Origin of the sequence: Mariniflexile sp. HMF6888, from assembly GCF_044335535.1 — a bacterium.
In the GTDB taxonomy this organism is placed as follows: domain Bacteria; phylum Bacteroidota; class Bacteroidia; order Flavobacteriales; family Flavobacteriaceae; genus Mariniflexile.
Map to the genome: position 1 here is coordinate 383,929 of NZ_JBIQVZ010000003.1, position 23,595 is coordinate 407,523.

The window sequence follows — 23,595 nt, forward strand, 5'->3', positions numbered from 1 at the left end:
TCTATTTTTTTAATTTTTCTTAAACAAATCGTATTTTAAACCAAAGGTTAAGCGTCTGCCATAATATTCCATTTGCATGGTTCTAGATTTCACTCCTTGAAAGTAACGTAATGGTTGATTGGAAATATTGTTTAAATCTGCATATAAACTTAAGTTTTTATTTATCGACACATTGGCATTGAAGTCTAAAAAGAATTGTTCATCATAATACCTATCTTCAAAAGCACGACCACCAATTTCATCTATGTAGGAATCTGAATAATTTCCAGACAAACGCAGGCTTAATCTTTTGTTGGCATACCCTAAAGAAGCATTAAACATATTTGGTGCTGTTTGTGGCAAGTCTAAATCGTTACGATCTTCGCCATCTTCATTTTTAATGCCTTTGGCATCGGAAGTTAAATAGGTATAGTTTAAATAAATGCTGAAGTTTTTTGCAAAACCGGGTAAAAAATCCAACTGACGCTGTAATGAAAACTCTGCTCCAAATACGGTAGCCCCCTCACCGTTTAATGGTTGATATACTTCGTAACCATTGGTGTCTTCTGACTGGCTGGTATACACAAAATCTTGGATGTCTTTATAAAATAGCCCTGCCGACAGGATTCCAACGGATTTAAAATAACGTTCTGCCATCACATCAAAATTCATAGAGGTTGTTGGCTCTAACTCAGAATTACCTAAATAAATTTCTTCGTCCTCATTGTTAATTTCCCTATAAGGTACTAAATCTATATAGTTTGGTCTTGCCAACGTGTTTGTCCACGCAAAGCGCAAAACTGTATTGCTTGATACATCATATTTTAAATGCAAACCAGGTAAAACATTGGTATAAGAGCTTTCTTCTTTTAATTGATTTGTTCCTGCATAGTCACCATCAACATCAAAAATTAATTCGTTCCCTATACTATTAATTTTGGTGTGTTCAAGTCTTAAACCGACTAATAGACTTAATTTATCGGATAGCTTTTGGTTAGTCATAGCATAACCTGCATATACGTTTTCATCTACATCAAAATTGGCAGTTAGGTATTCTTCAGGTAAATCTTCTGCTTCAAATTGTGCGGCATCATTTAATTTTAATTCTCCTAAGAATTCAGAAGTTGCAAAAGTACCAATCGCATATTGACTTCCTGCTAGAAAATCGGTGTCTGAATAATTGCGGGTTGGTATGCTTCCTAAAAATTCAAAAACAGCGCTCACTGGACTATATTCTGTAAAATCGTTGTCTCGGTTTTTGTTTTTTAATCTAGCTCTTAGTCCAAACTTTAAAAAGCCATCTTCTTGCTGAAATATAGTTAGTGGTAATTTAAAGTTGGCAAACACATTAAAATCTTTTTCCTCTGTATATTGATTTTCTTCTGTTAGCTCATTAAATTCAAAATTATTATAAGCAGCATCAGCCGTGTTTAATGGTGAGAATAAAGGTTTATCTAAATTGTTATTGAATGCTACGCCATACTCACTTTCATATTCCAAATAACGCTCGTTTAAACGTTCTTCGGAAGCTTTGGAAAACGAAGCCATCCAGTCTATTTGCAATGTATTGACCAAATGTTCGCCACCTAAACTAAAATTGAACATACGCTGGTCTTCTAAACGTCTGTTTTTATTTCGGTTGTTACCAAGACCTCCTTTGGTTTGCCTTTTGACTTCTACGGGAAACGATGTCAAATTACCATTTCCATCCACTGTGAAATCGCCCGGTTCAATATCTTCACCATCTAAAATTTCATGCTCTAAGCGAAATCTATTTTCACGATCATCCCTCCAATTGTAAATGGATTTAAAGTAGATGTTGCTATTGTCATTTAATTTATAATCAAAATTTGCTGAAAAACTACGACGAATACGTTGCACCAAATACTCTCGAATCTCAGATACTTTGGCATACGGGTTTACATCTACTTCCTGTAAATTATCTTCATCATTAAACGCATTATATTCAAATTGGTCTTCCCATTCTGCTTCAACGTTATCACTTCCAAAATCATTATCATTGAAAGATGCAGAAAGCATGTAACCAAATTTGCCACTATTAGATCTATCACCTAATAAAAAAGATCCATTAAGGATTCTTTTATTGGTGATGTAATTGACTCCAGAACCTGCCGTTGCAGATAAACGAAAGCCCCGAGGCGATGTTCTTGTAATTAAGTTTACCGAACCCCCCAAAGCATCGGCGTCCATATCTGGAGTTATGGCTTTACTAACTTCTATGGTTTGAATCATATCGGCTGGAATTAAATCCATTTGAACATTTCTATTATCGCCTTCGGCAGAAGGAATACGGCTTCCATTTAATGTTACGGAATTTAATTGAGGCGACAACCCACGAATAATAATGTTACGTGCTTCGCCTTGGTCTACTTGCATCGTAATCCCAGGAATCCGTTTTACAGCATCTCCAATATTGGCATCTGGGAATTTACCTATTTGGTCTGTTGAAACAATATTAGTAATATTTTGTTTGTTCTTTTGAGTGTTCAAAGCTCTTGCCTGTCCACCTAAAGAGTATCCTGTAATTTCAACTTCATCTAATTCGGTGTTTTTTGAGCTTAATGTAACATATAAAGTTGTTGTTTCTGAATTAGATACAACAGCTTCTTTTTTAAAATTTGAATATCCTAAATATTTAATGGATAGATTATATGGACCCTCAGGAACATCAACGATTGTGAAATTTCCGTTAAAGTCTGAAACAGCTCCTTTTTTTAGTTCTTCAATCACTACAGTTGCTCCAGGTACAGCAATGCCGTTTTCATCTGTTATAACACCTTTTATATTTCCATTTTGCGCAAAAGTTGCAAACGAAAACACGAACGTAATTAATAATAATACATAGTCTTTTCTCATGTTATTTTGTTGATTAGTTATTGGGGCGAAATAACAAAATAGATACGCAAAGTGTTTTAAGTCTTATTTATGCTAGTGTTAAATATAGAAGGCTATTGGCCAAACTTTGCAATTAATTAACATTTAAAAAACCTTACAGAAAAGCTAATTTAAAACAAACAAAAAGCCCTTTCCGGAAACGGAAAGGGCTTGTACTTTAAAAGAAAATTATTTCCTAAACCTCAAAAGGTACTATAGAAACATAAGATTTGTTGTCTTTTTTCTTTGTGAATTTTACAACGCCATCAACATAAGCGTGTAATGTATGATCTTTTGAAGAATATACGTTTTCACCTGGATGGTGTGTGTTTCCTCTTTGTCTTACGATAATGTTTCCAGCTATTGCAGCTTGACCACCAAAAATCTTAACACCTAAGCGTTTTGATTCTGATTCTCTACCGTTTTTCGAACTTCCGACTCCTTTTTTATGTGCCATTTTATTTCGATTTTATATTTTAAAATTAACTTAAAGCAGCAATTAAATCAGCTTTTTTCATTGAAGCGATTCCTTCAATGCCTTTAGCTTTTGCCATTTCTTTTAATTCAGCAACTGTTAAACTGCTTAAATCTTGAGTAACTTCAGCTTTAGCTTCAACTTTTTTCTCTACTTTAGCGGATGTTTCTTTTTTAGCTTCAACTTTGGCAGCCTTTATTGCTCCTTTGTTTTCAACTTTGGCAGCCTTTGTGGCTCCCGAAGCAGCAATGCTTTCAATGATGATTTCAGTTAAAGATTGACGGTGACCGTTTTTCTTGCGGTAACCTTTACGTCTTTTCTTTTTGAAAACTATCACTTTATCACCTTTAAGGTGCTTTAAGACTTTTGCTCCTACTTGAGCTCCGTCTATAGCTGGGGCGCCTACAGTTACATTGTCACCATCACCAATAAGAAGTACATTATCGAAAGCTACTTGCTTTCCTTCTTCTGTTTGTAAACGGTGTACAAAAACCTTTTGGTCTTTAACAACTTTAAATTGTTGCCCTGCTATCTCTACAATTGCGTACATAGCGTAACGTTTTATTAATTAATTTTGTTCAAAAATAGACCTACCTATACGGAAGGCGGGTGCAAATATACTGCTAATTAATTAATCTGCAAACGTTTTGTTTCTTTTAGGCAAGTTTTTTACTGTTTTTAAAAAGCTGCATAACAGTAAGTGTTGCAACTACCGTAGTTGCAAGCCCCATAATGGCCACCACAAATGTTACCAAGCCAACATCTGCCCCCAAACCACCGTGCATTTCCTTAAGTAGTTCCGGTAAAAAACCGGGACTAAATTCGGTTGCATAAAATAAGAAGAAAGTGGTGAAAAGTATAGTGGCAATAAAGCCTGTAATAAGTCCTGTTTTAAAGCCTTCGCCATAAGAAAACATTTCGGGATTTTCAAGTTTACTTAACCTTACGGATTCATAAACTCCAAAAGTAGTTATTATAGCATTAAAGAAACTATATACTGGATTTATATGCTTGTTAAATAATGCTAAGATTAAAAAATAAGCAATTAATACAGCACTTGTAACAAGTCCAAACCTAATGGGAATCGATATTTTTTTCATGCGCTAAAATTTAATTTTATTTAAGAAAATAATATTTAGTTGATGAACCAGTTAGTAAATTCATCACTATAATTAATATAGCTTTGGGTTGTTTATTTTGTTTTAAAACGATTTATGCTATTAAATTTCGTGAAAATTTTGGTAAAAAAATAATTTTTAAGTACTTTTTAATATAGGTTTATAATTGCCAAACCTCTTTATTTAGTAAATTTGCCTGAATTTAAATACTGAGAAATGATGAAACATCCATGCTAAAGGTACCTTTAACACATAGGAGTATGATTATGGATGTAACATTTGACCATTAAAAAATAACTGCGAAGCGTATCAGTGAACACGGCTGACAAATAATATTTTAGTGAACTAAATAAATATAAACAGATGAAATCAATAAAAAACATCATGATGGTTGGGGCCATGGCATTATTTGTTATGAGTTGTAAAAACGAAACCAAACCAGAGGTTAAAACTGTTGAAGTAGCAACAGAAATTTCTAAAGCGGCAGACCCAAACGCTACCTACGCTAAAGCGGAATTCACTATTGATGGGATGACTTGCGCCATAGGCTGTGCTAAAACAATTGAAAAGAAAATTGCTAAGATGGACGGTGTAAAATCTGCCACTGTTGATTTTGATAAAAAATTAGCTATGGTTGAATACAATATAGCTAAAGTAACACCTGTTTTATTAGAAGAAACGGTTACTAAAGTGTCAGATACTTATAAGGTTAGCCATATGAAAGTAGTGGCCACTAACTGAAAAACATGATAAAGGGTTGTACTACAAAAGCAGAATCATAACTTCTTGCAGAATATTTTGAAGTAAAAAAGGGTTTCTAAAACTTACTCGTCTTTTTGAGTAAAGGATAATCTAGGGGATTTTTTTATCAAATACAAACACACTAAGTAGTGAGTTAAATTAAAAAATATAACCGCAAAAAAACCGAGAAATCTATTCTTTTCTAAGAATAGGTTATATCCTTGAAAAACAGAACTTAACAAGATGGAAATTCCTGAGAACATTAGAATATAGCTAACGTTATTTTTTTTGTTTAAGGGCAGTAAAAATGTGCCAAGCATAAATATTGTTGCAGAAGAAACATACAATATGGTTTCCTTAAAAACAAGCATTGCATGCATTCCATCAGAATATATACTTACAGATATCAATATAAACAATACTATTGGTATGGTTAATTTTAGAACTGTCTTCCAATTAACTATTTGGATATCTTTGAAGAAGATAATGCAATAAATAAAGAAAGCAACGGTGTGGTAAATTAACCCTGCAGAATTATATCTTTCATAGGGATTGTTGAAATTGTAGATGCCTAAAAAATTAAAAATCAATGAGATTATAAATAGTATATTCTTTTTACTTGCATTTAAGATATATATATAAAGAATTAAAGGAAAAGCGGCGAACATTGTCACCTTTCTATCTAAATACTTTGGCATAATAGCCCCTAAAGCGTCTAGAAAAACAATGCCAAAAAATATAAAGTTCACTAATATTTTCTGGTTAAGTAATTTCCATAACTCTTCTATTACTACGGTTCTAAAAGTTTTCAAATGTGTTTGGAGCTATGTGAATTACTTTTATTAAAAAATGTGTAAAACATTATTACAAATAAAATATATGGGCAATATAATATTTTTTTAACAAAAAAAATAAGAAATGTTCATACAATTGCCTTGAAAAAATATTTATATGAAATTATATCGATTTTATTTACGAAAAATTGATAATATAAATATATTAACTATTTTATATATCTATAGCTTATTTCCAAACTATTGTTTCCATTATTTGTGCCATGTCTTTCTGCAAATAGTTTGCTGCTGGTAAAATAGAATCGTAATTAGGTTTAGCGTAAAAATAAAGGGACCCTACCAAGAAATGCTGAACACTATCAGTGACATAAAATTGTGCAGGCGATGCCACGTTTCCTTTTACTTCAGAAAATATACCGTATACTTTTCTTTCTTTGTTTTCATACGGAAATACAGGGATCTCATCTGCTTTAATGGTATGTTCTAAAGTGAATTTTTGGGCGTCTCTAAGATATTCGGTTAAGATTTTCGAATCGCCATCTATCGCCTTATAGGTTAAAAAAATAGTGCCTTTTAGTGTAGGGTATTCTATGTTAATACCATAACTCTCTTTAGCTGCAGCTAACTTTTTATACTTAATTTTAGAAGCTAAATGGTTTGTTTCAAAATAAAAAGGTACGTCTATATTAATTTTTTTATACTGTGCTTTAGGATAATCTAACCTTAGATAAGCTTTAGGCTTTGGAATATAATCTTGCCCACAAGACACTAAAATAAAAAGACAAACCGTTATTAAACTTTTAAATAAATATGCGCTTTTCAATTTTAAAATCATGAAGTTATCGGGTTACAGTATTCAGTCTTTTGGGTGCAATAATAAAATATAGAACGAACTCATTTAAGCTTTTTGATCGAAGCGAAAATTAGTCATTTTTAGCCAATTGAAAAAAGCTTAAATGAGTTCATTATGTAATAGTAAATTTTATGAGTTTTATTCGTTTTTTATCTAAGGCTTCAATTTTAAAAATATAATTTTTAAATAGTATTTTACTGTTTAATTTTGGGAAACTGCCCGATATTTCTAAAACAAAACCTGCTATGGTTTCGGCTTCACCTTTATTATCTTCAAAAACGGTTTCGTCTTCAACTTTAATAATTTTATAGAAATCTTTTAAGGTCGTTTTTCCTTCAAACACAAAATTATTGTCGTCTAATTTAGAATAGGTCAAATCTTCATCATCAAACTCATCACTTATATCGCCTACAATTTCTTCAATAATATCTTCTAAGGAAATAAGCCCAGAAGTTCCTCCATATTCATCAACCACCACTGCCAAATGCACTTTTTTCTCTTGAAACTCTGCCATTAAATCATCCAGCTTTTTGTTTTCGGGCACAAAAATGGGTTCTCTTATTAAGGTTGTCCAATCAAACTGTTTTCGGTCAATATACGGCAACAAATCTTTTACATAAAGTATGCCTTCTATGGAATCTATATTATCTTTAAAAACAGGAATACGCGAATAACCGTTTTTTATTATTTCTGGTAAAATTTCCGTGTATTTCTGTTCAATGTTTAGTGCAAAAATATCAATGCGTGGGCGCATAACTTGTTTGGTGTCTGTGTTACCAAAAGAGACAATACCTTGCAGTATTTTATGTTCTTCTTTGGTGGTGTCTTCTTTACTTGTAAGTTCTAGTGCTTGTGATAGCTGATCGACGCTTAAATTAGATTTTTGCTTGCCCAGTTTATTGTGTATGATTATTGTTAAACCACGCATGGGTAAGCTTAAAGGCGATAACAATACATCTAAAACCCTTAGCGGGTATGCCATAAAGGTTGCAAACTTCAAATTGTTTCGACTGGCATAAATTTTAGGTAAAATTTCGCCAAACAATAAAATTAAGAAAGTTACAACAACAACTTCAATTACAAATTTTATTATAGGTGAATTAATACCTGAAAATATATCGCTACCCAAATAGGCAAACAAAATAACAATGGCAATATTTATAAAATTGTTTGCTACTAATATGGTAGCCAATAATTTTTTAGGACGCTCTAACAGATTTGTTATTATTTGAATACGTTTAGATTTTGCTTCCAATCCTTTTTCTATATCCGTTCTTGAAAGCGAAAAAAGGGCAACTTCGGCACCAGAAATAAGTGCAGAACAAAGCAAAAGTAGAAATAATAACACGATGCCTAAAACAATTGAAAAATCAACTGCAATCATTAAACTTTTAAAACTTGCGGGGTCAGGATCCAAGTAATACGGTTTTAGTTACACAAAGTATCTCGTTGTCTCGAGACATTTATTATTAAAATGGTAAATCGTCATCTTCTTCTCCAATTTGTTCTGGGGCTTCAGGTTGCTTTTCAGCAGGCTTTTGTGCAGTAACTGTGTTGGAAGCATTTCCTTCACTCTCTTTTTTAGTAGTTAAAAAGGTAAAGTCTGTGCATTGAATTTCGGTTGAATACCGATCGTTTCCGCTTTCGTCTTGCCATTTTCTGGTTTTCAATCTACCTTCAATATATACCTTGTCGCCTTTACTTAAATACTTTTCGCAAATTTCGGCAGCTTTATTTCTAACGACAATGTTATGCCATTCGGTATTGGTAACACGCTCGTTGGTTTGTTTGCTGGTATATGTTTCGTTTGTTGCCAAAGGAAACCTACCAATACAACCACCACCTTCAAAGTAATGCATTTTTACTTCATCACCCAAATGCCCAATCAGCATCACTTTATTTAATGTTCCAGACATACTTATTGTTTTTATAGGAGAGCAAAATTACTGAATTGCTTTGCATTTTAAAGACTTGCTTTCCCGTTTTTTAAAATTAATAAAAATTTTGATTGTTAGCATTAAGAGCCCGTTTAAATTTGTATGATTGGATCTTCTATAGGTCATTTTTGATGCAAAATGAGGCGAAATCGAAGATAATGGCAGGGCCATTTGATGAGGTTTCAACGAAATTAGGCGCAAAAAGGGGCATAGAAAAACAATTGATATAAATTTAAACAGGCTCTAAACTAATCAAAATTAAAATATTCAATAAAATTACCAATTAAAATAGGCACCGCATATGTATGTATTTTATTTATTGGAATTCCATTATCTAAAGAACCATTGACTGTTACAATCCAAAATTTGGTATATAAATGTTGATGGGATAATTTATGAATAATAACATCATCATTATAAAGAGACAATTCAAACGAAGATTCTTTCAGCAAATGATGATTTTGAGCTAACTTTTTAAAATCTTCAAACTCTAAATTTTTGCCTGCTTCAATTAAAGGAAACTGATATAAGTTTTGCCAAATGCCTTTACCCTCGCGTTTTTCTAAAATGGTTTTTCCATCCTTATCTATAAAAACCAAAAAGTTAAAATACTTTTTTTTCGCTTTTGCGGATTTTATTTTAACAGGCAATTCGCTAATTCTGTTTTTATTAAAAGCAATACAGCTGGTTTTAAAAGGACAAATAGGGCAATCGGGGCTTTGTGGTTTGCATTGTGTAGCACCAAATTCCATAATAGCTTGATTAAATTCTGCTGGATTTTTTTCATCAATTAACTCCTGTGCCAATTGTTTATACTCTTTTGCGCCTTTTGAAGAGTTAATAGGTATATCCATACCGAAATAACGTGCCAAGACTCTGTATACGTTTCCATCTACCACCGCTTCAGTTTTATTAAAGCAAATGGATGCAATGGCACTTGCTGTATAATCTCCAATACCTTTCAGTTTTAATAATTCTTTATAAGTATTTGGGAATTCTCCATTTAGCTCGTTGGCAATATATTTTGCTGTAGCATGTAAATTTCTTGCTCGAGAATAATAACCCAACCCTTGCCATAATTTTAAAACACTACTTTCTTCGGCGTTAGCTAAATGAAAAACCGACGGAAATTCTTCTATAAATTTGCTATAATATGGCAGCCCTTGAGCCACTTGTGTTTGCTGTAAAATAATTTCTGACAACCAAATGTAATAAGGGTTTTTTGTTTGCCTCCAAGGAAGCTCTCGTTTATTATTTGAATACCAGTGGTTTAAAGTTTTTGAAAATATCATTAATTAAATAAATGCTGCGAACAAAAATAAACGTTTATAATCTTAAATTTTAATGAATTAGGTTTGAAATATTGAATTTTAAATTCCTATATTTGCATCCCTTTTAAAATTTATAGTAACTTAAAAAAAATATATTAAAATGACTAAGGCTGATATAGTAGCAAAAATTTCTGATAAATTAGGAATTGAAAAAGGTGATGTTCAAGCAACTGTTGAAACATTTATGGAAGAAGTAAAGTCTTCTTTAGAAAGTGGTGATAATGTTTACTTAAGAGGCTTTGGTAGCTTTATTATTAAAACAAGAGCTGAAAAAACAGGTAGAAACATTTCAAAAAATACTACCATAAAAATACCATCTCATAATATCCCTGCATTTAAGCCAGCAAAAGTTTTTGTTGAGGGCGTTAAAACAAATGTAGACGTAAAATAAAAACGCATTGGCTGAAATTGTTTCAGCATTAGATAAATTATTAATCAAAAAATACACTATTTATGCCAAGTGGTAAAAAACGTAAGAGACATAAGGTAGCAACGCACAAAAGAAAAAAGCGTGCACGTGCTAACCGTCACAAAAAGAAAAAATAAGACTTAAAAAGTAGTTATATAAACTACTTTTTTCGGTTTAAAACAACAAAGTTCTTTGAAATGAGTTCATTAAATTTTTAGACACTTTTTAGTGTTTTATGAACTCCACGGATATTAAAAATCCTGTGAAAAATATTGTTTAATCCATCTATACGGTTTAGTTGATGGTTGTTAGTTGTTAGTTGCTGGTTACTAGTTTTAAAACTTTTAACTTTTAACTTTTAACTTTTAACTTTATTCTGAAAGTATGGATAAAAATTAACTTAATGGATAAAGAATTGATTATTCGATCTAGTTCCGAGCACGTTGATTTTGCCTTATTAAAAGATGGAAAACTTATTGAATTACAAAAAGAGGAAGATGGTAATAACTTTTCGGTTGGTGATGTGTTTATAGCCAAAATAAGAAAAGCTGTTCCTGGACTAAATGCTGCATTTGTTAATGTAGGTTATGAAAAAGATGCGTTTTTGCATTATCATGATTTAGGTCCAAAGCTACCTTCGCTTTTAAAGTTCACAAAAAGTGTAAGCACAGGTAAACTAAAAGATTTTACTTTAAAAAATTTTCCATTTGAAAAAGATATTGATAAAGACGGAAAGATTTCTGATGTCTTAAAATCAAATCAATCGCTATTGGTACAAATAGTAAAAGAACCCATATCGACCAAAGGCCCTAGAATAAGCTCAGAGCTTTCTATTGCTGGTAGATATATTGTTTTAGTGCCTTTTTCCAACCGTATTTCTATTTCTCAAAAAATAGAAGACAAAGAAGAAAAAGACCGCTTAAAACGATTGGTAAAAAGCATTACGCCACCGGGGTTTGGCATTATTGTACGCACCGTAGCACAAGGCAAAAAAGTAGCCGAACTAGATAGAGATTTACAAAATTTGCTTAGTCGTTGGACGGCAATGTGTAAAAAGCTACACAAAGCACATCATCCAAGTAAAGTATTAGGTGAAATGAATAAAGCCTCGTCTATTTTACGAGACATATTCAACGACACTTTTACAAGTATTCATGTTGATGATGAAGCGCTTTACATTCAAATTAAAGATTACGTGCAAGAAATTGCACCAAACAAAGAATCAATAGTTAAATTGTATCAATCAAATGTTCCCATTTTTGAAAAATTTGGGATTGAAAGACAAATTAAAACCTCCTTTGGAAAAACCGTTTCTATGGCAAAAGGTGCGTATCTAATAATAGAACACACCGAAGCTTTACATGTTATAGATGTAAATAGTGGAAACAGATCTAACAAAGCCAATAACCAAGAGGATACGGCACTAGAAGTTAACTTAATAGCTGCTACCGAAATGGCACGCCAATTACGATTACGTGATATGGGAGGCATTATAGTAGTAGATTTTATCGATATGACCAGTGCTGAAAACAGGCAAAAGCTATTTAATCACCTTCGTGACGAAATGAAGGATGACAGAGCTAAACATAAAATATTGCCTCCAAGTAAATTTGGTTTGATACAAATAACAAGACAGCGCGTTCGCCCAGAAATGAACATTAAAACCCAGGAAGAAAACCCTGATGAGGTAAATAATGGTTCTGAGGTAGATGCGCCTATAGGAATTGTGACAAAAATAACACATGACCTAGAACAACTATTAAAAAAAGACTATAAAAAGCTGACCTTAAACACACATCCTTTTATAGCGGCCTTTTTAACAAAAGGTTTTCCATCAACACGTTCAAAATGGTTTTTTGAACATAAAAAATGGGTTAAAGTTTTACCAAGAGATGCTTACACGTATTTAGAATATCACTTTTTTGATAAAGATGGTAATCAAATTAAATAACTTAAAAACCCCTTACTATTTAGTAAGGGGTTTTTTTGTTTTTAAACTGTATCTTATTAGTTGACTTTTACTGTAATAATACTTATTTAGTAGCCTTCGCTTTTGCAGCTTCGTTACGTTCAATTTTATGTTCTGGACGTGTCCATTTTGGCTTCTCACCCAAGGCTTGGTATTGAGAATCTGTAGCTTCTACCGTTTGTGGTTGCATTTTTTTAATGAATGGTTTTTGCGGATTTAAACCAAGCAACTCAAACATTTTCATGTCTTCATTTACGTCTGGGTTTGGTGTTGTAAGTAGTTTATCACCAGCAAAAATAGAATTCGCACCAGCAAAGAAACACATGGCTTGCCCTTCTCGTGTCATTTGTGTTCTACCAGCACTTAAACGCACTTGGGTTTCGGGCATGACAATACGGGTGGTTGCTACCATACGAACCATATCCCAAATAGAAACAGGTTCTTGGTTTTCAAGCGGCGTGCCTTCAACAGCTACCAATGCATTAATTGGCACCGACTCTGGTTGCGGGTTTAATGTAGAAAGTGCTACCAACATGCCAGCTCTGTCTTCAATTTTTTCACCCATACCAATAATACCACCACTACAAACGGTCACATTGGTTTTTCGAACATTATCAATCGTTTGTAAGCGATCTTCGAAACCACGTGTAGAAATCACTTCTTTATAATATTCTTCCGAAGAATCTAAATTATGATTATAAGCATATAATCCAGCCTCAGCCAAACGTTTTGCTTGGTTTTCGGTAATCATACCTAGAGTACAGCACACTTCCATATCTAGTTTGTTGATGGTACGCACCATTTCCAACACTTGGTCAAACTCTTCACCATCTTTTACATTACGCCATGCAGCACCCATACAAACACGGGAGCTTCCGCTAGATTTAGCTCGTAATGCCTGTGCTTTTACTTGTTGAACAGGCATTAAATCGTTTCCTTCAATATTGGTATTGTAACGAGCTGCTTGCGGACAATACCCACAATCTTCAGAGCAGCCACCTGTTTTTATGGAAACCAAAGTGCTAATCTGTACCGTATTTGGGTCGTGGTGCAAACGGTGAACGGTAGCAGCTTCATAAAGCAATTCCATTAAAGGTTTGTTATATATATTTAAAATCTCTTCTTTAGTCCAATTATGTTTTGTCTCGCTCATGTGGAATTAATTTAAAGCAAAAATAGTTATTATGCTTTACAAAAGATTATGATTAATATCATAATTTTAAAAGATATATATATCCTATCAATTATTTAATCAAGATTAAGCCTTAGGAAATTTGTTAAGACCATGGCATAATTTGGGTTTAATTTATCAAATGAAAAGCTAATTAGTAAACACTAAAAGAAATTTTTATCTGTTTGAATTTGAAGTAAAAAGAAACTGTCAGATGTTGATATCTGACAGCTCTTAATTTTGTTCCTAGCAATGAGGCTATTTATTCTCCTGTTTTATTTGTGTTAGGTTTATCAACATCTTTTGCATTAGAAGGTGTTTTGGTTTTCTCGATTAGTATTTTCTTCTCAGCGTCCTTACCTTTTAAATATTCTGGCAAATCCATTCCCGCCATATTAAACATATCCTGTAAAGGAGGCACTGATTGGTACATGCCCGAAAGGAAATTGGCTGTAGACGATTTTCCATCTTTTCCGCCACCATTTTCCCAAACAGTTACTTTATCTATTTTAATATTTTTAATGGCTTCTGCTTGGGTTTTTACTAGTTCAGGAAGTTTGTCGGCAATCAATAATAACACCGCATCTTTCGAATTATTTCCAGCCGCTTTTACGATTTGGTCTAAACCAGCGGCTTGTTTGGTTAACACTTCATATAAACCTTGTGCTTCTGCTTGTGCTTTTAATAAGATGGCATCGGCTTGTCCTTTTGCTATTCTTCTAATATTTTCAGCTTCAGCTTCAGCATCAATTTCAACTTTCTTTTTATCAATTTCTGCAGGAACAACAATATCCGCTAATTGTGTAGAGCGTACTCTTTCAGCTCTGGCAATTTCAGCTAATTTTTCAGCAGCATAAGCTTCTTCCAAAGCTTTTGCTGCTTGTACTTTTTCAGATGTAATAGCTCTTTTTTCAGCTTCAGCTTCTTTTTCTCTTCTTAATGCATCCGATTCCGCAATAGAAATTTTCGCAATGTTTTCTCCATCAATAGCACGGGCATTTGCTTCAGAAGTTTTAATTCTTTCTTCTTTTAACGCTTCCGCTTCACCTATTTTTGCTAAAGCAATGGCACTAGCTGTTTGTACCCTTTCGTTCTGACTTGCATTCGCTTCACCAATTTTCGCTAGCGCATTAGCTGCAGCAATTTGTGTTCTTTCGTTTTGCATTGCATTCGCTTCACCAATCTTTGCTTTAGCGTGTAATTCTGCAACTTGGGTTCTTTCATCTTGTACTGCATTCGCTTCACCAATAGATCCATCCCTAGTTTTTTCTGCTACCGATTTACGAGCCGCATTAATAGCATGGGCGGCAGCTTCTTTTCCTAAAGCTTGGATGTATCCAGACTCGTCAACAATATCTGTAATATTTACGTTAATGAGTTTTAAACCTACTTTTTTAAGTTCAGATTCTACACTTTCAGAAATGTTGGTTAAAAACTTGTCTCTATCAGAATTGATTTCTTCAATATCCATTGATGCAACCACCAAACGTAACTGACCAAAAATGATTTCTTGTGCTAGTTCCTGTATTTCATTTTGACCTAAGCCCAATAATCTCTCGGCTGCATTTTGCATAATGCCGGGTTCGGTTGAAATACCAATGGTAAAACGAGATGGTACATTTACACGAATGTTTTGTTTACTTAAGGCATTAACCAGATTTACTTCAATAGAAATAGGCGTTAAATCTAAAAACTGATAATCCTGAATAACAGGTACAATAAAGGCGGCACCACCGTGAATACATTTTGCCGATTGTCCACCTCCAACTTTACCATAAACCACTAATATTCTGTCTGAAGGACAACGTTTGTAGCGTTTAACTAAAACTATAAAGAATATGAAAACAAATAGAACTGCAAAAATTACAGCTAGTGGTAAGCCTAGTTCAAAAGCTTGTGTTAATAGTAAATACATAAATTATTTGGTTAATGGTTCAACAATTAATATTCCGTTTTCTGTAACATTTTTTACTTTGATGACAGATGATGATTTTAAATTAACATCGGCATCGGTAAGCGCTTCCAGTTCACGCAAAGCGCCTTGTATTTTAATATGTACTTTTCCCATAGATGAGCGATTTGCGCCAATGGTTAGGTATACCTCACCAACAGCTCCGATGGCATTTTTGAAATTTAAAGTACCACTGTCATTAAGTTTTCGCATGTAATAAAACATGGCAGCCATAATAGCCATCATAATTAATCCACAAACCATTGAAATAATAATGGTTAATGATTTTGATAAACCAGCATCAATACAAGCAATACCACTCCAGCCAAATAAGGTAAAAAAACCAATCAGGTTTTTAAAGGTTATAAATTGGAAGCCAATACCAGTGTCCGATTCTATTTCGGTATCTGTATCTAGGGTATCTGTTTCTCCACCAACAAAGGTTAAAACCATCATGATTATAAAGATTATAGACCCTAACAATGCAATGCTCCAATATATTTTTGGAAAAAGTTCTAAATGATTAAACCAATCGGACATAATTTAAGTGTTTATAAAATTTATGAAATATAAAACCTTTTTATGAGTTTACAATATTATTTTGAAAGTAAAATCGACACCGCATTTCCGCCAAACCCCACAGCATTAACAAGAATGTTTTTAAGTTGATGAGGCGTTTTTTGCTTTTCTAAATAAGGAACTCCAATAAACGCTTGATGTTGAAGCATTAAAAGTGCTAATTCAATACTCAACATGCCTGAAGCACCAAAGCTGTGTCCTACTTTCCATTTGTTAGTAGTTAACGCAGGTGTTTTGTTACAGAATATTTTATTTATGGCATGGTATTCAGATAAATCGCCTTTTATGGTACCGGGCGCATGCATCACGATAACATCAACATCATCTGGATGTGTATTACCTAAGGCCATTTGCATTGATTTTTGAAAGCACATAGCATCGCTGGAAATGGAAATATTGTGCTCTAAAATTTCGGTAGCATAGCCAAAACCCTTAATGATGGCCAAAGCATTTTCTATTTTGCCAGTTTCTAAACAAGCCATAGAGGCACCTTCGCCTAAAACCATGGTGTTTTGGGTTTTATCAAGGTCTAAGGCACGACAGGGGAAGTCATTATTCTCTCGGGCATACACTTTTAAGGCTTGCATCTGCGCAATGGTAAACGCTGTTAAAGGAGCTTCACTACCGCCAACTAAAAACTTGTTGCACATGCCTGCATTTATCCATGCGATACCATTTAACATAGCGTGTAATGCTGTCGAACAGGTGATGGAATGACTAATTTCGGGCCCTTGGGTTTGTAAATCGTGAGCAACCCACGATGATATATTGCCCAAAGTTGTAGTGGGAGAGCTTAAAGTTTGCGCTTTATTGTTTTTTAAAAAATCGTCGTAATAGGTTTCAAAAAGTTGTGTGGCACCACGGGAAGAGCCTATGTTTATCCCAAAATTGTCTAATTCATTCCAACCTGCACTTTTAACAGCTTGTCTAGAGGCGTAAATAGCATATAAAACAGTGTCGTCTAATGATTTATATTTGTTATCAGACTGCCTTAAAGTTTCAATAGCTAGTTTAGTTTCTGAAGGAATTTTGGCAACCAAATGTTTTTCGTTTCCGAACGATTTTTCGGTAATACAATGCTCGTTGTTTAGGTAGCTATTCCAAGCCTCGTTTAAGGATTTTCCTAATGGAGAAATGGATGCAATAGCTGTTATGGAAATTGGTTTGAACATAGTTTTTTGTCATGCTGAATTTATTTCAGCATCTCATAATTTTGTGATGAGGCTGTTTAAAAAGTCTGGTTCATATTGAGCACTTCGACAAGCTCAGCACAGGCTTTGTCGAAATATTTTGACTTACCGGTAATCCATATCGGTTTCGACAAGCTCAACCTGACAAATTAAATTTAAAGGACTTTTTAAACAGCCTCATTCAGTGCGCAAATTTACACTATTGCTAAAGCTTCTTCAATAGTTTTATAAACTTTTTCTAGCTGTTTTTTAGTAATAATGTAAGGTGCTTGAATGTAAATGGTATTACCAAGTGGACGTAAAAATACCCCATTGTCCATAAAAAATTTGAATAATTTATCACGAAGATTCCCATAACGTGCCATTTCAACATTTAAATCAAGAGCAAAAATAACTCCCGTTTGTCGGGTTGCTTTTACCTTTGGATGATTTTTGATATGCTCATTGAATGCTTCATGTGAAGCAATGACACGTTGTATATTATTTTGCATTTCTGTTGATTGTAGTAATTCTACACTCGCTAAAGCCGCTGTACACGCCAGTGGATTGGCAGAGTAGGTGTGCCCATGAAACAAACCTTTACTAATATCATCACTATAAAAAGCATCGTAGATTTCCTGTGAACATGATGTAATTGCCATAGGTAATAAACCACCGGTTATTGCTTTGCTTAAACACATAACATCGGGTTTCGTTTCTATATGTAATGAAGCAAAATGTTTTCCGGTTTTACCAAAACCAGTCATCACTTCATCGGCAACAGTTATGATGTTATTGGCTTTACAGAATTTTAAAATGTCGTTTAAACCATTAGAATTATGCATTTTCATGGCAGCAGCACCTTGTACTAAAGGTTCGTAAACAAAACCTGCTACTTTATTGGTTTTTACAATAGATTTTAAGGCAGTTAAAATGGTTTCATGGTTTTTGCCATTTGGTGTTGGAATGCGTTTTACATCTAAAAAGAAGTCTTCAAACGGTCCATTGTAAACTGATAATCCTGAAACACTCATGGCACCAAATGTGTCGCCGTGAAAGCCGTCTTCAAAAGCGATTAAAACATTTCTTTTTTCACCGTTATTAAAGTGATATTGTAATGCCATTTTAATGCCAATTTCCACAGATGTAGAACCATTGTCACTAAAGAAAATTTTGTTTTGGTTTTCTGGAAGTATTTTAATGAGAGCTTCGCTCAGTTTTATAGCAGGTTCATGGGTAAAACCACTAAAAACGACCTGGTCTAATTGCTGCATTTGGGCAGAAACTTTACTGGTAATATATGCGTTGCAATGCCCGTACATGCAGGTGTACCAAGAAGCGATGGCGTCTATATATTCGTTCCCATTTTCATCTGTTAAAATACAGCCTTTTGCTTTGGTAATGGCAATGGTTTCAGGGTGTAATTTGTGTTGCGTTAAAGGGTGCCAAAGGTGTTTTTTATCGCGGTCTTTTAGTGTCATATTTTTTATTATACGTCAAATTTAATCTTAAAAAAAATTATGAGATTCCTGATTTTGCAGGAATTCATCAGCATACTCCTTAACCACATTTTTATCAAAATAAGGTTCTTCATCAATGCGCCCAATTATGGGGACGTTTGTCATTTTTTTAATAATATCTTCGGTGGTTTTATGTTCATTTCCACTGAAGATTATAGATACATCAAAACCTTTTTCTTTTAAGAGATTAATGGTTAAAAGGGTGTGGTTGATGCTTCCTAAATAATGCCTAGAAACCACAATAACTTTGTAGTCAGGTTGTATTAAATCCAACACTGTTTGGGTATTGTTTATAGGAACTAATAAGCCGCCAGCGCCTTCTATAATAAGGTTGTTTTTGGTTTTAGGCGCTTTAATTTTTTTTATATCGATGGAAATACCATCAATTTCCGCCGCTGCATGCGGACTCATGGGCGTTTTTAGTGCAAACGCATTGGGATGGAATTTCGATTTAGAATTTGAAACTAAACTTTGAACTTTTTTGGTGTCGCTATTGTCTAATTCTCCTGCTTGAATGGGTTTCCAATAATCGGCTTCTAAAGCTTCAACCAAAATAGCCGAAGCGATGGTTTTACCAACATTGGTGGAGATTCCTGTTATGAAGTATGTTGTCATTTTTCGTCATGCTGAACTAGTTTCAGCATCGCATTATATTAATAATCTAAAGTCTTTAAAGTTGGATTTGACTGTTTAATTAAATTCAATTTCCATTCTTTATGCCAATTTTTAATTGCTTTTCTCTAGCAATTGCCTGTTCAATATCTGAAAATGTTTCGAAATAGATTAAGTCTTTTGTATTATATTTTTTTGTGAACGTTGAAGCGGTTTCATCGTAATGTTCTTCAACGCGTTTTGATAAATTTGAGGTAACACCTATATAAAATGTACTACTATATTTATTGGTTAATATGTAAATGTAACTCGATTTCATCTGTTTGTTTTTATTATTTTAATTGTCAGATGGAACACCTTTAACAATCATCCCCGTGTGTATGAACGCCATTCTCAGAGGTGTTTCATATACTAAGTGTGACACTGAAACAAGTTCAGTGTGACGAACGTTTATAATACAAAAGTAGCAAGTAGTTTTAATACTTCCGTTATTTCTTCTTTGGAATTAAAGGCATGTAAACAAAAACGCAAACGTTCTTGACCTTGTGGAACTGTTGGTGACACTATAGGTTTTACATCAAAGCCATGTTCTTGAATGCTTTTAGCAATGCTTTTTACAGTTTCGTTACCAGAAATGATGCAGCATTGAATCGCCGAATCACTTTCAATAAATATATGGTTGAGTTTGTTTTTTACCAGTTCAGCTTTAAAAAAAGCGATGTTGCTATGTAGTTTTTTAATTGCCGGATGAGATTCTTTATTACTGTTAGAAATAACAAGTTCGTTATACGCTACATGTACCGTTGCTAAACTATGTGGAGATAATGCCGTGGTATAAATAAAACTTCTGGCAAAATTCACTAAATATTGTTTTAAATTATCGCTTCCTAAAATAGCGGCGCCGTGGCAACCCATGGCTTTTCCAAAAGTGACCAAACGAGCAAATATGTCATTTTCTAATCCTAATTCTTGAACAAGCCCTATACCCCGTTTACCAAAAACACCCACCGCATGGGCTTCATCTATAATAAGATAAGCCTTGTTTTCTTTGCAGACTTGAGACAGTTTAGCCAAATCGGGCGAATCCCCATCCATAGAGAATACGGATTCTGTGACAACATATATAGTATCATGCTGAATTCGTTTCAGCATCTCATCCAAACTCCCTAAATCATTGTGCTTAAACTTGTAAGCTTTGGCATTAGATAATTGGATGCCATCTCGGATAGAGGCATGAATATACTCATCATATAAAATAACATCACCACGTTGTGGCACACTAGAAAAGAAACCGACATTAGCATCGTAACCCGAATTGAAAATTAAGGCAGATTCACTTTGATGGAATTCTGATAAAATGGTTTCAATAGTATGAAATAAAGGGTGGTTTCCAGACAGTAATCGCGAACCCGTTGCCCCGTTTTGCTTCATGTTATGACCTGTTAAAAAATCATGGGCATTATTGAAAATAGTTTTGTTTTTAGAAAAACCTAAATAGTCGTTTGATGAAAAATCAACTAAATTAGAAACTGCTCCAAGTTTGCGTAAGGCATGGGCTTCTTTTCGGGTTTCTAGTTTTTGTTGAAGTTTTTTAGGGAGTTCCATAAAGTAAAAGTATAAAGTTAATCGAAGTATTTAACTTTGCCTGATTCTTTAGAAGCTTTTTTGTCTATCCATTTGTAATTATTAGGCACTGTTGCATCTAATAAATCAATATTTAATTCTTCAGAAAGTTTAAAACCTATTTTAAAAGCTTCAGCATAATCATATTCTTCATAAAGCTCCCAATGTTTGTTTTTATCATACCATAAATTAACTTCAAAAATCTTGTTTCCATCAGTGAGAGGTTCATGAAAAAGGGAAACATACTCTAAATTGGTAATGGTTTTCCATTCGCCTAATTTTATAGGGCCTATTTCAAAAGTTTGTCTAAATTTTGATTTTTTAGTGTCTATATGAATACTTTTTTGAAAACAAAAAGCTATACCAAAAGCAAATAAATAAATAACTGATTTAATATTGTGACCTAAGTCTATAAGATGATCGTCACTCCAATCTGTTTTGTAAAGATAAAATATTAAAAGACCAATTGCAGATGTAAAGATTAAAGAAGCAATAGGTATTTGCCAATAAGGTCTATTTCTTTCAGAAATAATGATATGTTCATCTTTCATAAAACAAATGTATACAAAATTTGTACTTTTGGAATACTATAACATGCTATTCTTAGCTATTATGAAATCGCCATGATTTGGAAATCCAAAAACTAATGAAAATAAAGTGATACAATATAACCTTTAAAAAACAATTGCGAAGCACATCAGTGAACACAGCTAACAAATGTCAACTTAGTGAACTAAATATATATCTACATATGAAAACATTTTTTTATCTTCTATTGGTTTTTAGCGTATCCATTAGCTTTGCCCAAAACAACCATATTGTAAAAACCGATGACGGTAGGCGTGTATTATTAAAAGCTGATTATACTTGGGAATATATTGATATAGAAAAACCTGCACCAGATAAAAGGTGTAACCTTGCGGACGATTTTGTGGAGCCAGAGTTGAACAACAAAATTCAATCGCAATTAAAAAAAGGACGCGCTACGATTGATGATGTAAAGAAGAAAGTCGCTAAAGATTACGATTGTGAAGTAGAGGATGTTATTTTGCTATCCGTTTCTGAACAAAAAGTAAAAGCAGTATATCGATTTTGTGCAAACGGCACCAAGGTTACCTATAAGCGAAACGGACATGCCATTATTGAAAGCGGAAAATTTTTCTAAAAAAATTATCGCATTTCACGTATCTTTACTCTTATGTATGCTTTAGTAGATTGTAACAATTTTTATGCGTCTTGCGAACGCACTTTCAATCCTAATTTACGCCATAAACCCATTGCTATTTTAAGCAATAATGATGGGTGTGTCATTTCGCGGAGCGACGAAGCCAAAGCTGTTGGGTTACCCATGGGTGCGCCTATTTTCAAATGGGAGGGGTTCTGTAAAGAAAACAACATACAAGTATTTTCATCAAACTACCCACTTTACGGCGATATGAGCAGCCGTGTCATGACTATTTTAGAGCAATTTACACCAGATGTTGAGGTATATAGTATTGATGAGGCTTTTATCCAATTTAAAGGTTTTGAAAGATATGATTTTGATGATTACGGAAACCAAATTAGGACCCGTATTTTAAAATGGACAGGCATTCCAACGTGTGTGGGTATAGCACCAACAAAGGCCTTAAGTAAAGTCGCCAACAAAATTGCCCGTAAATTTCCAGAACAAACCCATGGCGTTTATGTTATTGATTCTGAAGAAAAACGCATTAAAGCCTTAAAGTGGATTGAAATTGAAGATGTATGGGGCATTGGCAGCGGTTTAAGTAAACGCTTAAAGGCTAAAGGTTGTCATACTGCTTTTGATTTTACGCAACTACCGGATGATTGGGTACATAAAAATTTTTCCATTACCGAATGGAAACTTAAAAAAGATTTAGAAGGCATACCTACTTTACAATTAGATGAAGTTAAAACCAAGCAAGCCATTGCAACCACACGAAGTTTCGAATACACTTTTTCAGATATAGAAAATATAAAAGAACGCATTTCGACCTTTGCAACAAGCTGTGCCGAAAAACTGCGTAAACAAGGTTCTAGCTGCCATGCTATTTATGTCACATTAAGTAGCGACAGGCACAAAAAAAATTTAGAGCAGCACCGTGCCAGTAAGCTAGTAAGTTTAAGCTATCCAACCGATTCTAGTTTAATTATCAGTCAAGAAGCGGTTAAAGCCGCAACACGTATTTTTAAAACGGGCATAAAATATAAACGTGCAGGTGTTGTTGTCATGGGATTAGTGCCAACTACCAACCATCAATTGCAGTTGTTTGAAAGCGAAAACCCAAAGCATAAACCTTTAATGCGTGCCATTGATGGTTTAAATGCTAAATATGCCGATTATAAAATAAAGATAGGCAATCAAGATTTAAAACGGACTTGGAAAATGCGGCAAGAACGCTTATCACCACGTTACACGACCAATATTAACGATATAATTAAGGTGAAATAATTTCTATTCAAAAG

At 33.7% G+C, this 23,595-nt stretch carries 22 protein-coding genes; 5 read left to right on the plus strand and 17 right to left on the minus strand.

Going from position 1 to position 23,595, the window contains the following annotated elements; genetic code table 11:
• Positions 1-9 precede the first annotated feature (9 nt).
• From ACGLWY_RS10295 to ACGLWY_RS10310, 4 genes are all read right to left on the minus strand, one after another.
• A complete protein-coding gene (locus tag ACGLWY_RS10295) occupies positions 10-2,856 on the minus strand; it encodes a TonB-dependent receptor (RefSeq protein ID WP_396619585.1) in 2,847 nt (948 codons plus the stop codon).
• A gap of 214 nt (positions 2,857-3,070) precedes the next feature.
• Positions 3,071-3,331 carry a 50S ribosomal protein L27 gene (gene rpmA / locus ACGLWY_RS10300; RefSeq protein ID WP_117173543.1) on the minus strand — a complete coding sequence of 87 codons (261 nt, stop codon included), beginning with the start codon at positions 3,329-3,331 and terminating at the stop codon, positions 3,071-3,073.
• A 25-nt stretch (positions 3,332-3,356) separates the two neighbouring features.
• Entirely contained in the window at positions 3,357-3,899 is a 543-nt protein-coding gene (gene rplU / locus ACGLWY_RS10305) for a 50S ribosomal protein L21 (RefSeq protein ID WP_396619586.1), read from the minus strand.
• Positions 3,900-4,005: 106 nt separating this feature from the next.
• Complete coding sequence (locus ACGLWY_RS10310) at positions 4,006-4,449, minus strand: DUF4199 domain-containing protein (RefSeq protein WP_396619587.1); 444 nt, start codon at positions 4,447-4,449, stop codon at positions 4,006-4,008.
• A 381-nt stretch (positions 4,450-4,830) separates the two neighbouring features.
• On the opposite strand from ACGLWY_RS10310, the gene ACGLWY_RS10315 reads away from it, so the two are divergent.
• Positions 4,831-5,208: a heavy-metal-associated domain-containing protein gene (locus ACGLWY_RS10315; protein ID WP_396619588.1), complete on the plus strand. Its 378-nt coding sequence runs from the start codon at positions 4,831-4,833 to the stop codon at positions 5,206-5,208.
• 1,023 nt (positions 5,209-6,231) lie between these two features.
• Here the strand turns inward: ACGLWY_RS10315 and gldD are convergent.
• From gldD to mutY, 4 genes are all read right to left on the minus strand, one after another.
• Entirely contained in the window at positions 6,232-6,837 is a 606-nt protein-coding gene (gene gldD, locus ACGLWY_RS10320) for a gliding motility lipoprotein GldD (protein WP_396619589.1), read from the minus strand.
• 130 nt (positions 6,838-6,967) lie between these two features.
• The gene (locus ACGLWY_RS10325; RefSeq protein ID WP_396619590.1) at positions 6,968-8,272 is read right to left on the minus strand and encodes a gliding motility-associated protein GldE; all 1,305 of its coding nucleotides are present in this window, start codon (positions 8,270-8,272) and stop codon (positions 6,968-6,970) included.
• Between the two features lie 52 nt (positions 8,273-8,324).
• Positions 8,325-8,771, minus strand: coding sequence for a single-stranded DNA-binding protein (locus ACGLWY_RS10330; RefSeq protein ID WP_396619591.1), 447 nt, complete (start codon positions 8,769-8,771; stop codon positions 8,325-8,327).
• Positions 8,772-9,040: 269 nt separating this feature from the next.
• Positions 9,041-10,084 carry an A/G-specific adenine glycosylase gene (mutY, locus tag ACGLWY_RS10335; RefSeq protein WP_396619592.1) on the minus strand — a complete coding sequence of 348 codons (1,044 nt, stop codon included), beginning with the start codon at positions 10,082-10,084 and terminating at the stop codon, positions 9,041-9,043.
• Between the two features lie 139 nt (positions 10,085-10,223).
• On the opposite strand from mutY, the gene ACGLWY_RS10340 reads away from it, so the two are divergent.
• Together ACGLWY_RS10340 and ACGLWY_RS10345 are read left to right on the plus strand one after the other, a co-directional pair.
• Positions 10,224-10,514: an HU family DNA-binding protein gene (locus tag ACGLWY_RS10340; protein ID WP_117173525.1), complete on the plus strand. Its 291-nt coding sequence runs from the start codon at positions 10,224-10,226 to the stop codon at positions 10,512-10,514.
• Positions 10,515-10,935: 421 nt separating this feature from the next.
• A complete protein-coding gene (locus ACGLWY_RS10345) occupies positions 10,936-12,483 on the plus strand; it encodes an Rne/Rng family ribonuclease (RefSeq protein WP_396619593.1) in 1,548 nt (515 codons plus the stop codon).
• 82 nt (positions 12,484-12,565) lie between these two features.
• Here ACGLWY_RS10345 and bioB read toward each other — a convergent pair whose 3' ends face one another.
• The 9 genes from bioB to ACGLWY_RS10390 all read right to left on the minus strand — a co-directional run bounded on the left by bioB (position 12,566) and on the right by ACGLWY_RS10390 (position 21,677).
• A complete protein-coding gene (bioB, locus tag ACGLWY_RS10350; RefSeq protein WP_396619594.1) occupies positions 12,566-13,654 on the minus strand; it encodes a biotin synthase BioB in 1,089 nt (362 codons plus the stop codon).
• A 280-nt stretch (positions 13,655-13,934) separates the two neighbouring features.
• Positions 13,935-15,587, minus strand: a complete 1,653-nt coding sequence (locus ACGLWY_RS10355) for a flotillin family protein (protein WP_396619595.1) — start codon at positions 15,585-15,587, stop codon at positions 13,935-13,937.
• 3 nt (positions 15,588-15,590) lie between these two features.
• Complete coding sequence (locus ACGLWY_RS10360) at positions 15,591-16,163, minus strand: hypothetical protein (protein ID WP_396619596.1); 573 nt, start codon at positions 16,161-16,163, stop codon at positions 15,591-15,593.
• A 56-nt stretch (positions 16,164-16,219) separates the two neighbouring features.
• The gene (locus ACGLWY_RS10365; protein ID WP_396619597.1) at positions 16,220-17,374 is read right to left on the minus strand and encodes a beta-ketoacyl synthase N-terminal-like domain-containing protein; all 1,155 of its coding nucleotides are present in this window, start codon (positions 17,372-17,374) and stop codon (positions 16,220-16,222) included.
• Between the two features lie 212 nt (positions 17,375-17,586).
• Positions 17,587-18,852: an adenosylmethionine--8-amino-7-oxononanoate transaminase gene (gene bioA, locus ACGLWY_RS10370; protein ID WP_396619598.1), complete on the minus strand. Its 1,266-nt coding sequence runs from the start codon at positions 18,850-18,852 to the stop codon at positions 17,587-17,589.
• A 27-nt stretch (positions 18,853-18,879) separates the two neighbouring features.
• Entirely contained in the window at positions 18,880-19,506 is a 627-nt protein-coding gene (gene bioD / locus ACGLWY_RS10375) for a dethiobiotin synthase (protein WP_396619599.1), read from the minus strand.
• A gap of 85 nt (positions 19,507-19,591) precedes the next feature.
• On the minus strand, positions 19,592-19,822 hold the full coding sequence (locus ACGLWY_RS10380) for a GIY-YIG nuclease family protein (RefSeq protein ID WP_396619600.1): 231 nt from the start codon (positions 19,820-19,822) through the stop codon (positions 19,592-19,594).
• A gap of 131 nt (positions 19,823-19,953) precedes the next feature.
• Entirely contained in the window at positions 19,954-21,108 is a 1,155-nt protein-coding gene (locus tag ACGLWY_RS10385) for an aminotransferase class I/II-fold pyridoxal phosphate-dependent enzyme (protein ID WP_396619601.1), read from the minus strand.
• Positions 21,109-21,125: 17 nt separating this feature from the next.
• Entirely contained in the window at positions 21,126-21,677 is a 552-nt protein-coding gene (locus tag ACGLWY_RS10390; protein WP_117173508.1) for a hypothetical protein, read from the minus strand.
• A 200-nt stretch (positions 21,678-21,877) separates the two neighbouring features.
• Between ACGLWY_RS10390 and ACGLWY_RS10395 the strand changes: the two genes are divergently transcribed.
• Together ACGLWY_RS10395 and ACGLWY_RS10400 are read left to right on the plus strand one after the other, a co-directional pair.
• A complete protein-coding gene (locus ACGLWY_RS10395) occupies positions 21,878-22,291 on the plus strand; it encodes a DUF3157 family protein (protein WP_396619602.1) in 414 nt (137 codons plus the stop codon).
• Positions 22,292-22,324: 33 nt separating this feature from the next.
• Complete coding sequence (locus ACGLWY_RS10400; RefSeq protein WP_396619603.1) at positions 22,325-23,581, plus strand: Y-family DNA polymerase; 1,257 nt, start codon at positions 22,325-22,327, stop codon at positions 23,579-23,581.
• The last annotated feature ends 14 nt before the right edge of the window (positions 23,582-23,595 follow it).

Excerpts from the sequence above, each read along its gene's own strand:
- rplU (WP_396619586.1), bottom strand. The coding sequence starts at position 3,899 with ATGTACGCAATTGTAGAGATAGCAGGGCAACAATTTAAAGTTGTTAAA.
- mutY (WP_396619592.1), bottom strand. The coding sequence starts at position 10,084 with ATGATATTTTCAAAAACTTTAAACCACTGGTATTCAAATAATAAACGA.
- ACGLWY_RS10340 (WP_117173525.1), top strand. The coding sequence starts at position 10,224 with ATGACTAAGGCTGATATAGTAGCAAAAATTTCTGATAAATTAGGAATT.
- bioB (WP_396619594.1), bottom strand. The coding sequence starts at position 13,654 with ATGAGCGAGACAAAACATAATTGGACTAAAGAAGAGATTTTAAATATA.
- ACGLWY_RS10310 (WP_396619587.1), bottom strand. The coding sequence starts at position 4,449 with ATGAAAAAAATATCGATTCCCATTAGGTTTGGACTTGTTACAAGTGCT.
- ACGLWY_RS10345 (WP_396619593.1), top strand. The coding sequence starts at position 10,936 with ATGGATAAAGAATTGATTATTCGATCTAGTTCCGAGCACGTTGATTTT.
- ACGLWY_RS10395 (WP_396619602.1), top strand. The coding sequence starts at position 21,878 with ATGAAAACATTTTTTTATCTTCTATTGGTTTTTAGCGTATCCATTAGC.
- ACGLWY_RS10380 (WP_396619600.1), bottom strand. The coding sequence starts at position 19,822 with ATGAAATCGAGTTACATTTACATATTAACCAATAAATATAGTAGTACA.
- gldD (WP_396619589.1), bottom strand. The coding sequence starts at position 6,837 with ATGATTTTAAAATTGAAAAGCGCATATTTATTTAAAAGTTTAATAACG.
- ACGLWY_RS10400 (WP_396619603.1), top strand. The coding sequence starts at position 22,325 with ATGTATGCTTTAGTAGATTGTAACAATTTTTATGCGTCTTGCGAACGC.
- ACGLWY_RS10330 (WP_396619591.1), bottom strand. The coding sequence starts at position 8,771 with ATGTCTGGAACATTAAATAAAGTGATGCTGATTGGGCATTTGGGTGAT.
- rpmA (WP_117173543.1), bottom strand. The coding sequence starts at position 3,331 with ATGGCACATAAAAAAGGAGTCGGAAGTTCGAAAAACGGTAGAGAATCA.
- ACGLWY_RS10385 (WP_396619601.1), bottom strand. The coding sequence starts at position 21,108 with ATGGAACTCCCTAAAAAACTTCAACAAAAACTAGAAACCCGAAAAGAA.
- bioA (WP_396619598.1), bottom strand. The coding sequence starts at position 18,852 with ATGACACTAAAAGACCGCGATAAAAAACACCTTTGGCACCCTTTAACG.
- ACGLWY_RS10365 (WP_396619597.1), bottom strand. The coding sequence starts at position 17,374 with ATGTTCAAACCAATTTCCATAACAGCTATTGCATCCATTTCTCCATTA.
- ACGLWY_RS10390 (WP_117173508.1), bottom strand. The coding sequence starts at position 21,677 with ATGAAAGATGAACATATCATTATTTCTGAAAGAAATAGACCTTATTGG.
- ACGLWY_RS10315 (WP_396619588.1), top strand. The coding sequence starts at position 4,831 with ATGAAATCAATAAAAAACATCATGATGGTTGGGGCCATGGCATTATTT.
- ACGLWY_RS10360 (WP_396619596.1), bottom strand. The coding sequence starts at position 16,163 with ATGTCCGATTGGTTTAATCATTTAGAACTTTTTCCAAAAATATATTGG.
- ACGLWY_RS10295 (WP_396619585.1), bottom strand. The coding sequence starts at position 2,856 with ATGAGAAAAGACTATGTATTATTATTAATTACGTTCGTGTTTTCGTTT.
- bioD (WP_396619599.1), bottom strand. The coding sequence starts at position 19,506 with ATGACAACATACTTCATAACAGGAATCTCCACCAATGTTGGTAAAACC.
- ACGLWY_RS10355 (WP_396619595.1), bottom strand. The coding sequence starts at position 15,587 with ATGTATTTACTATTAACACAAGCTTTTGAACTAGGCTTACCACTAGCT.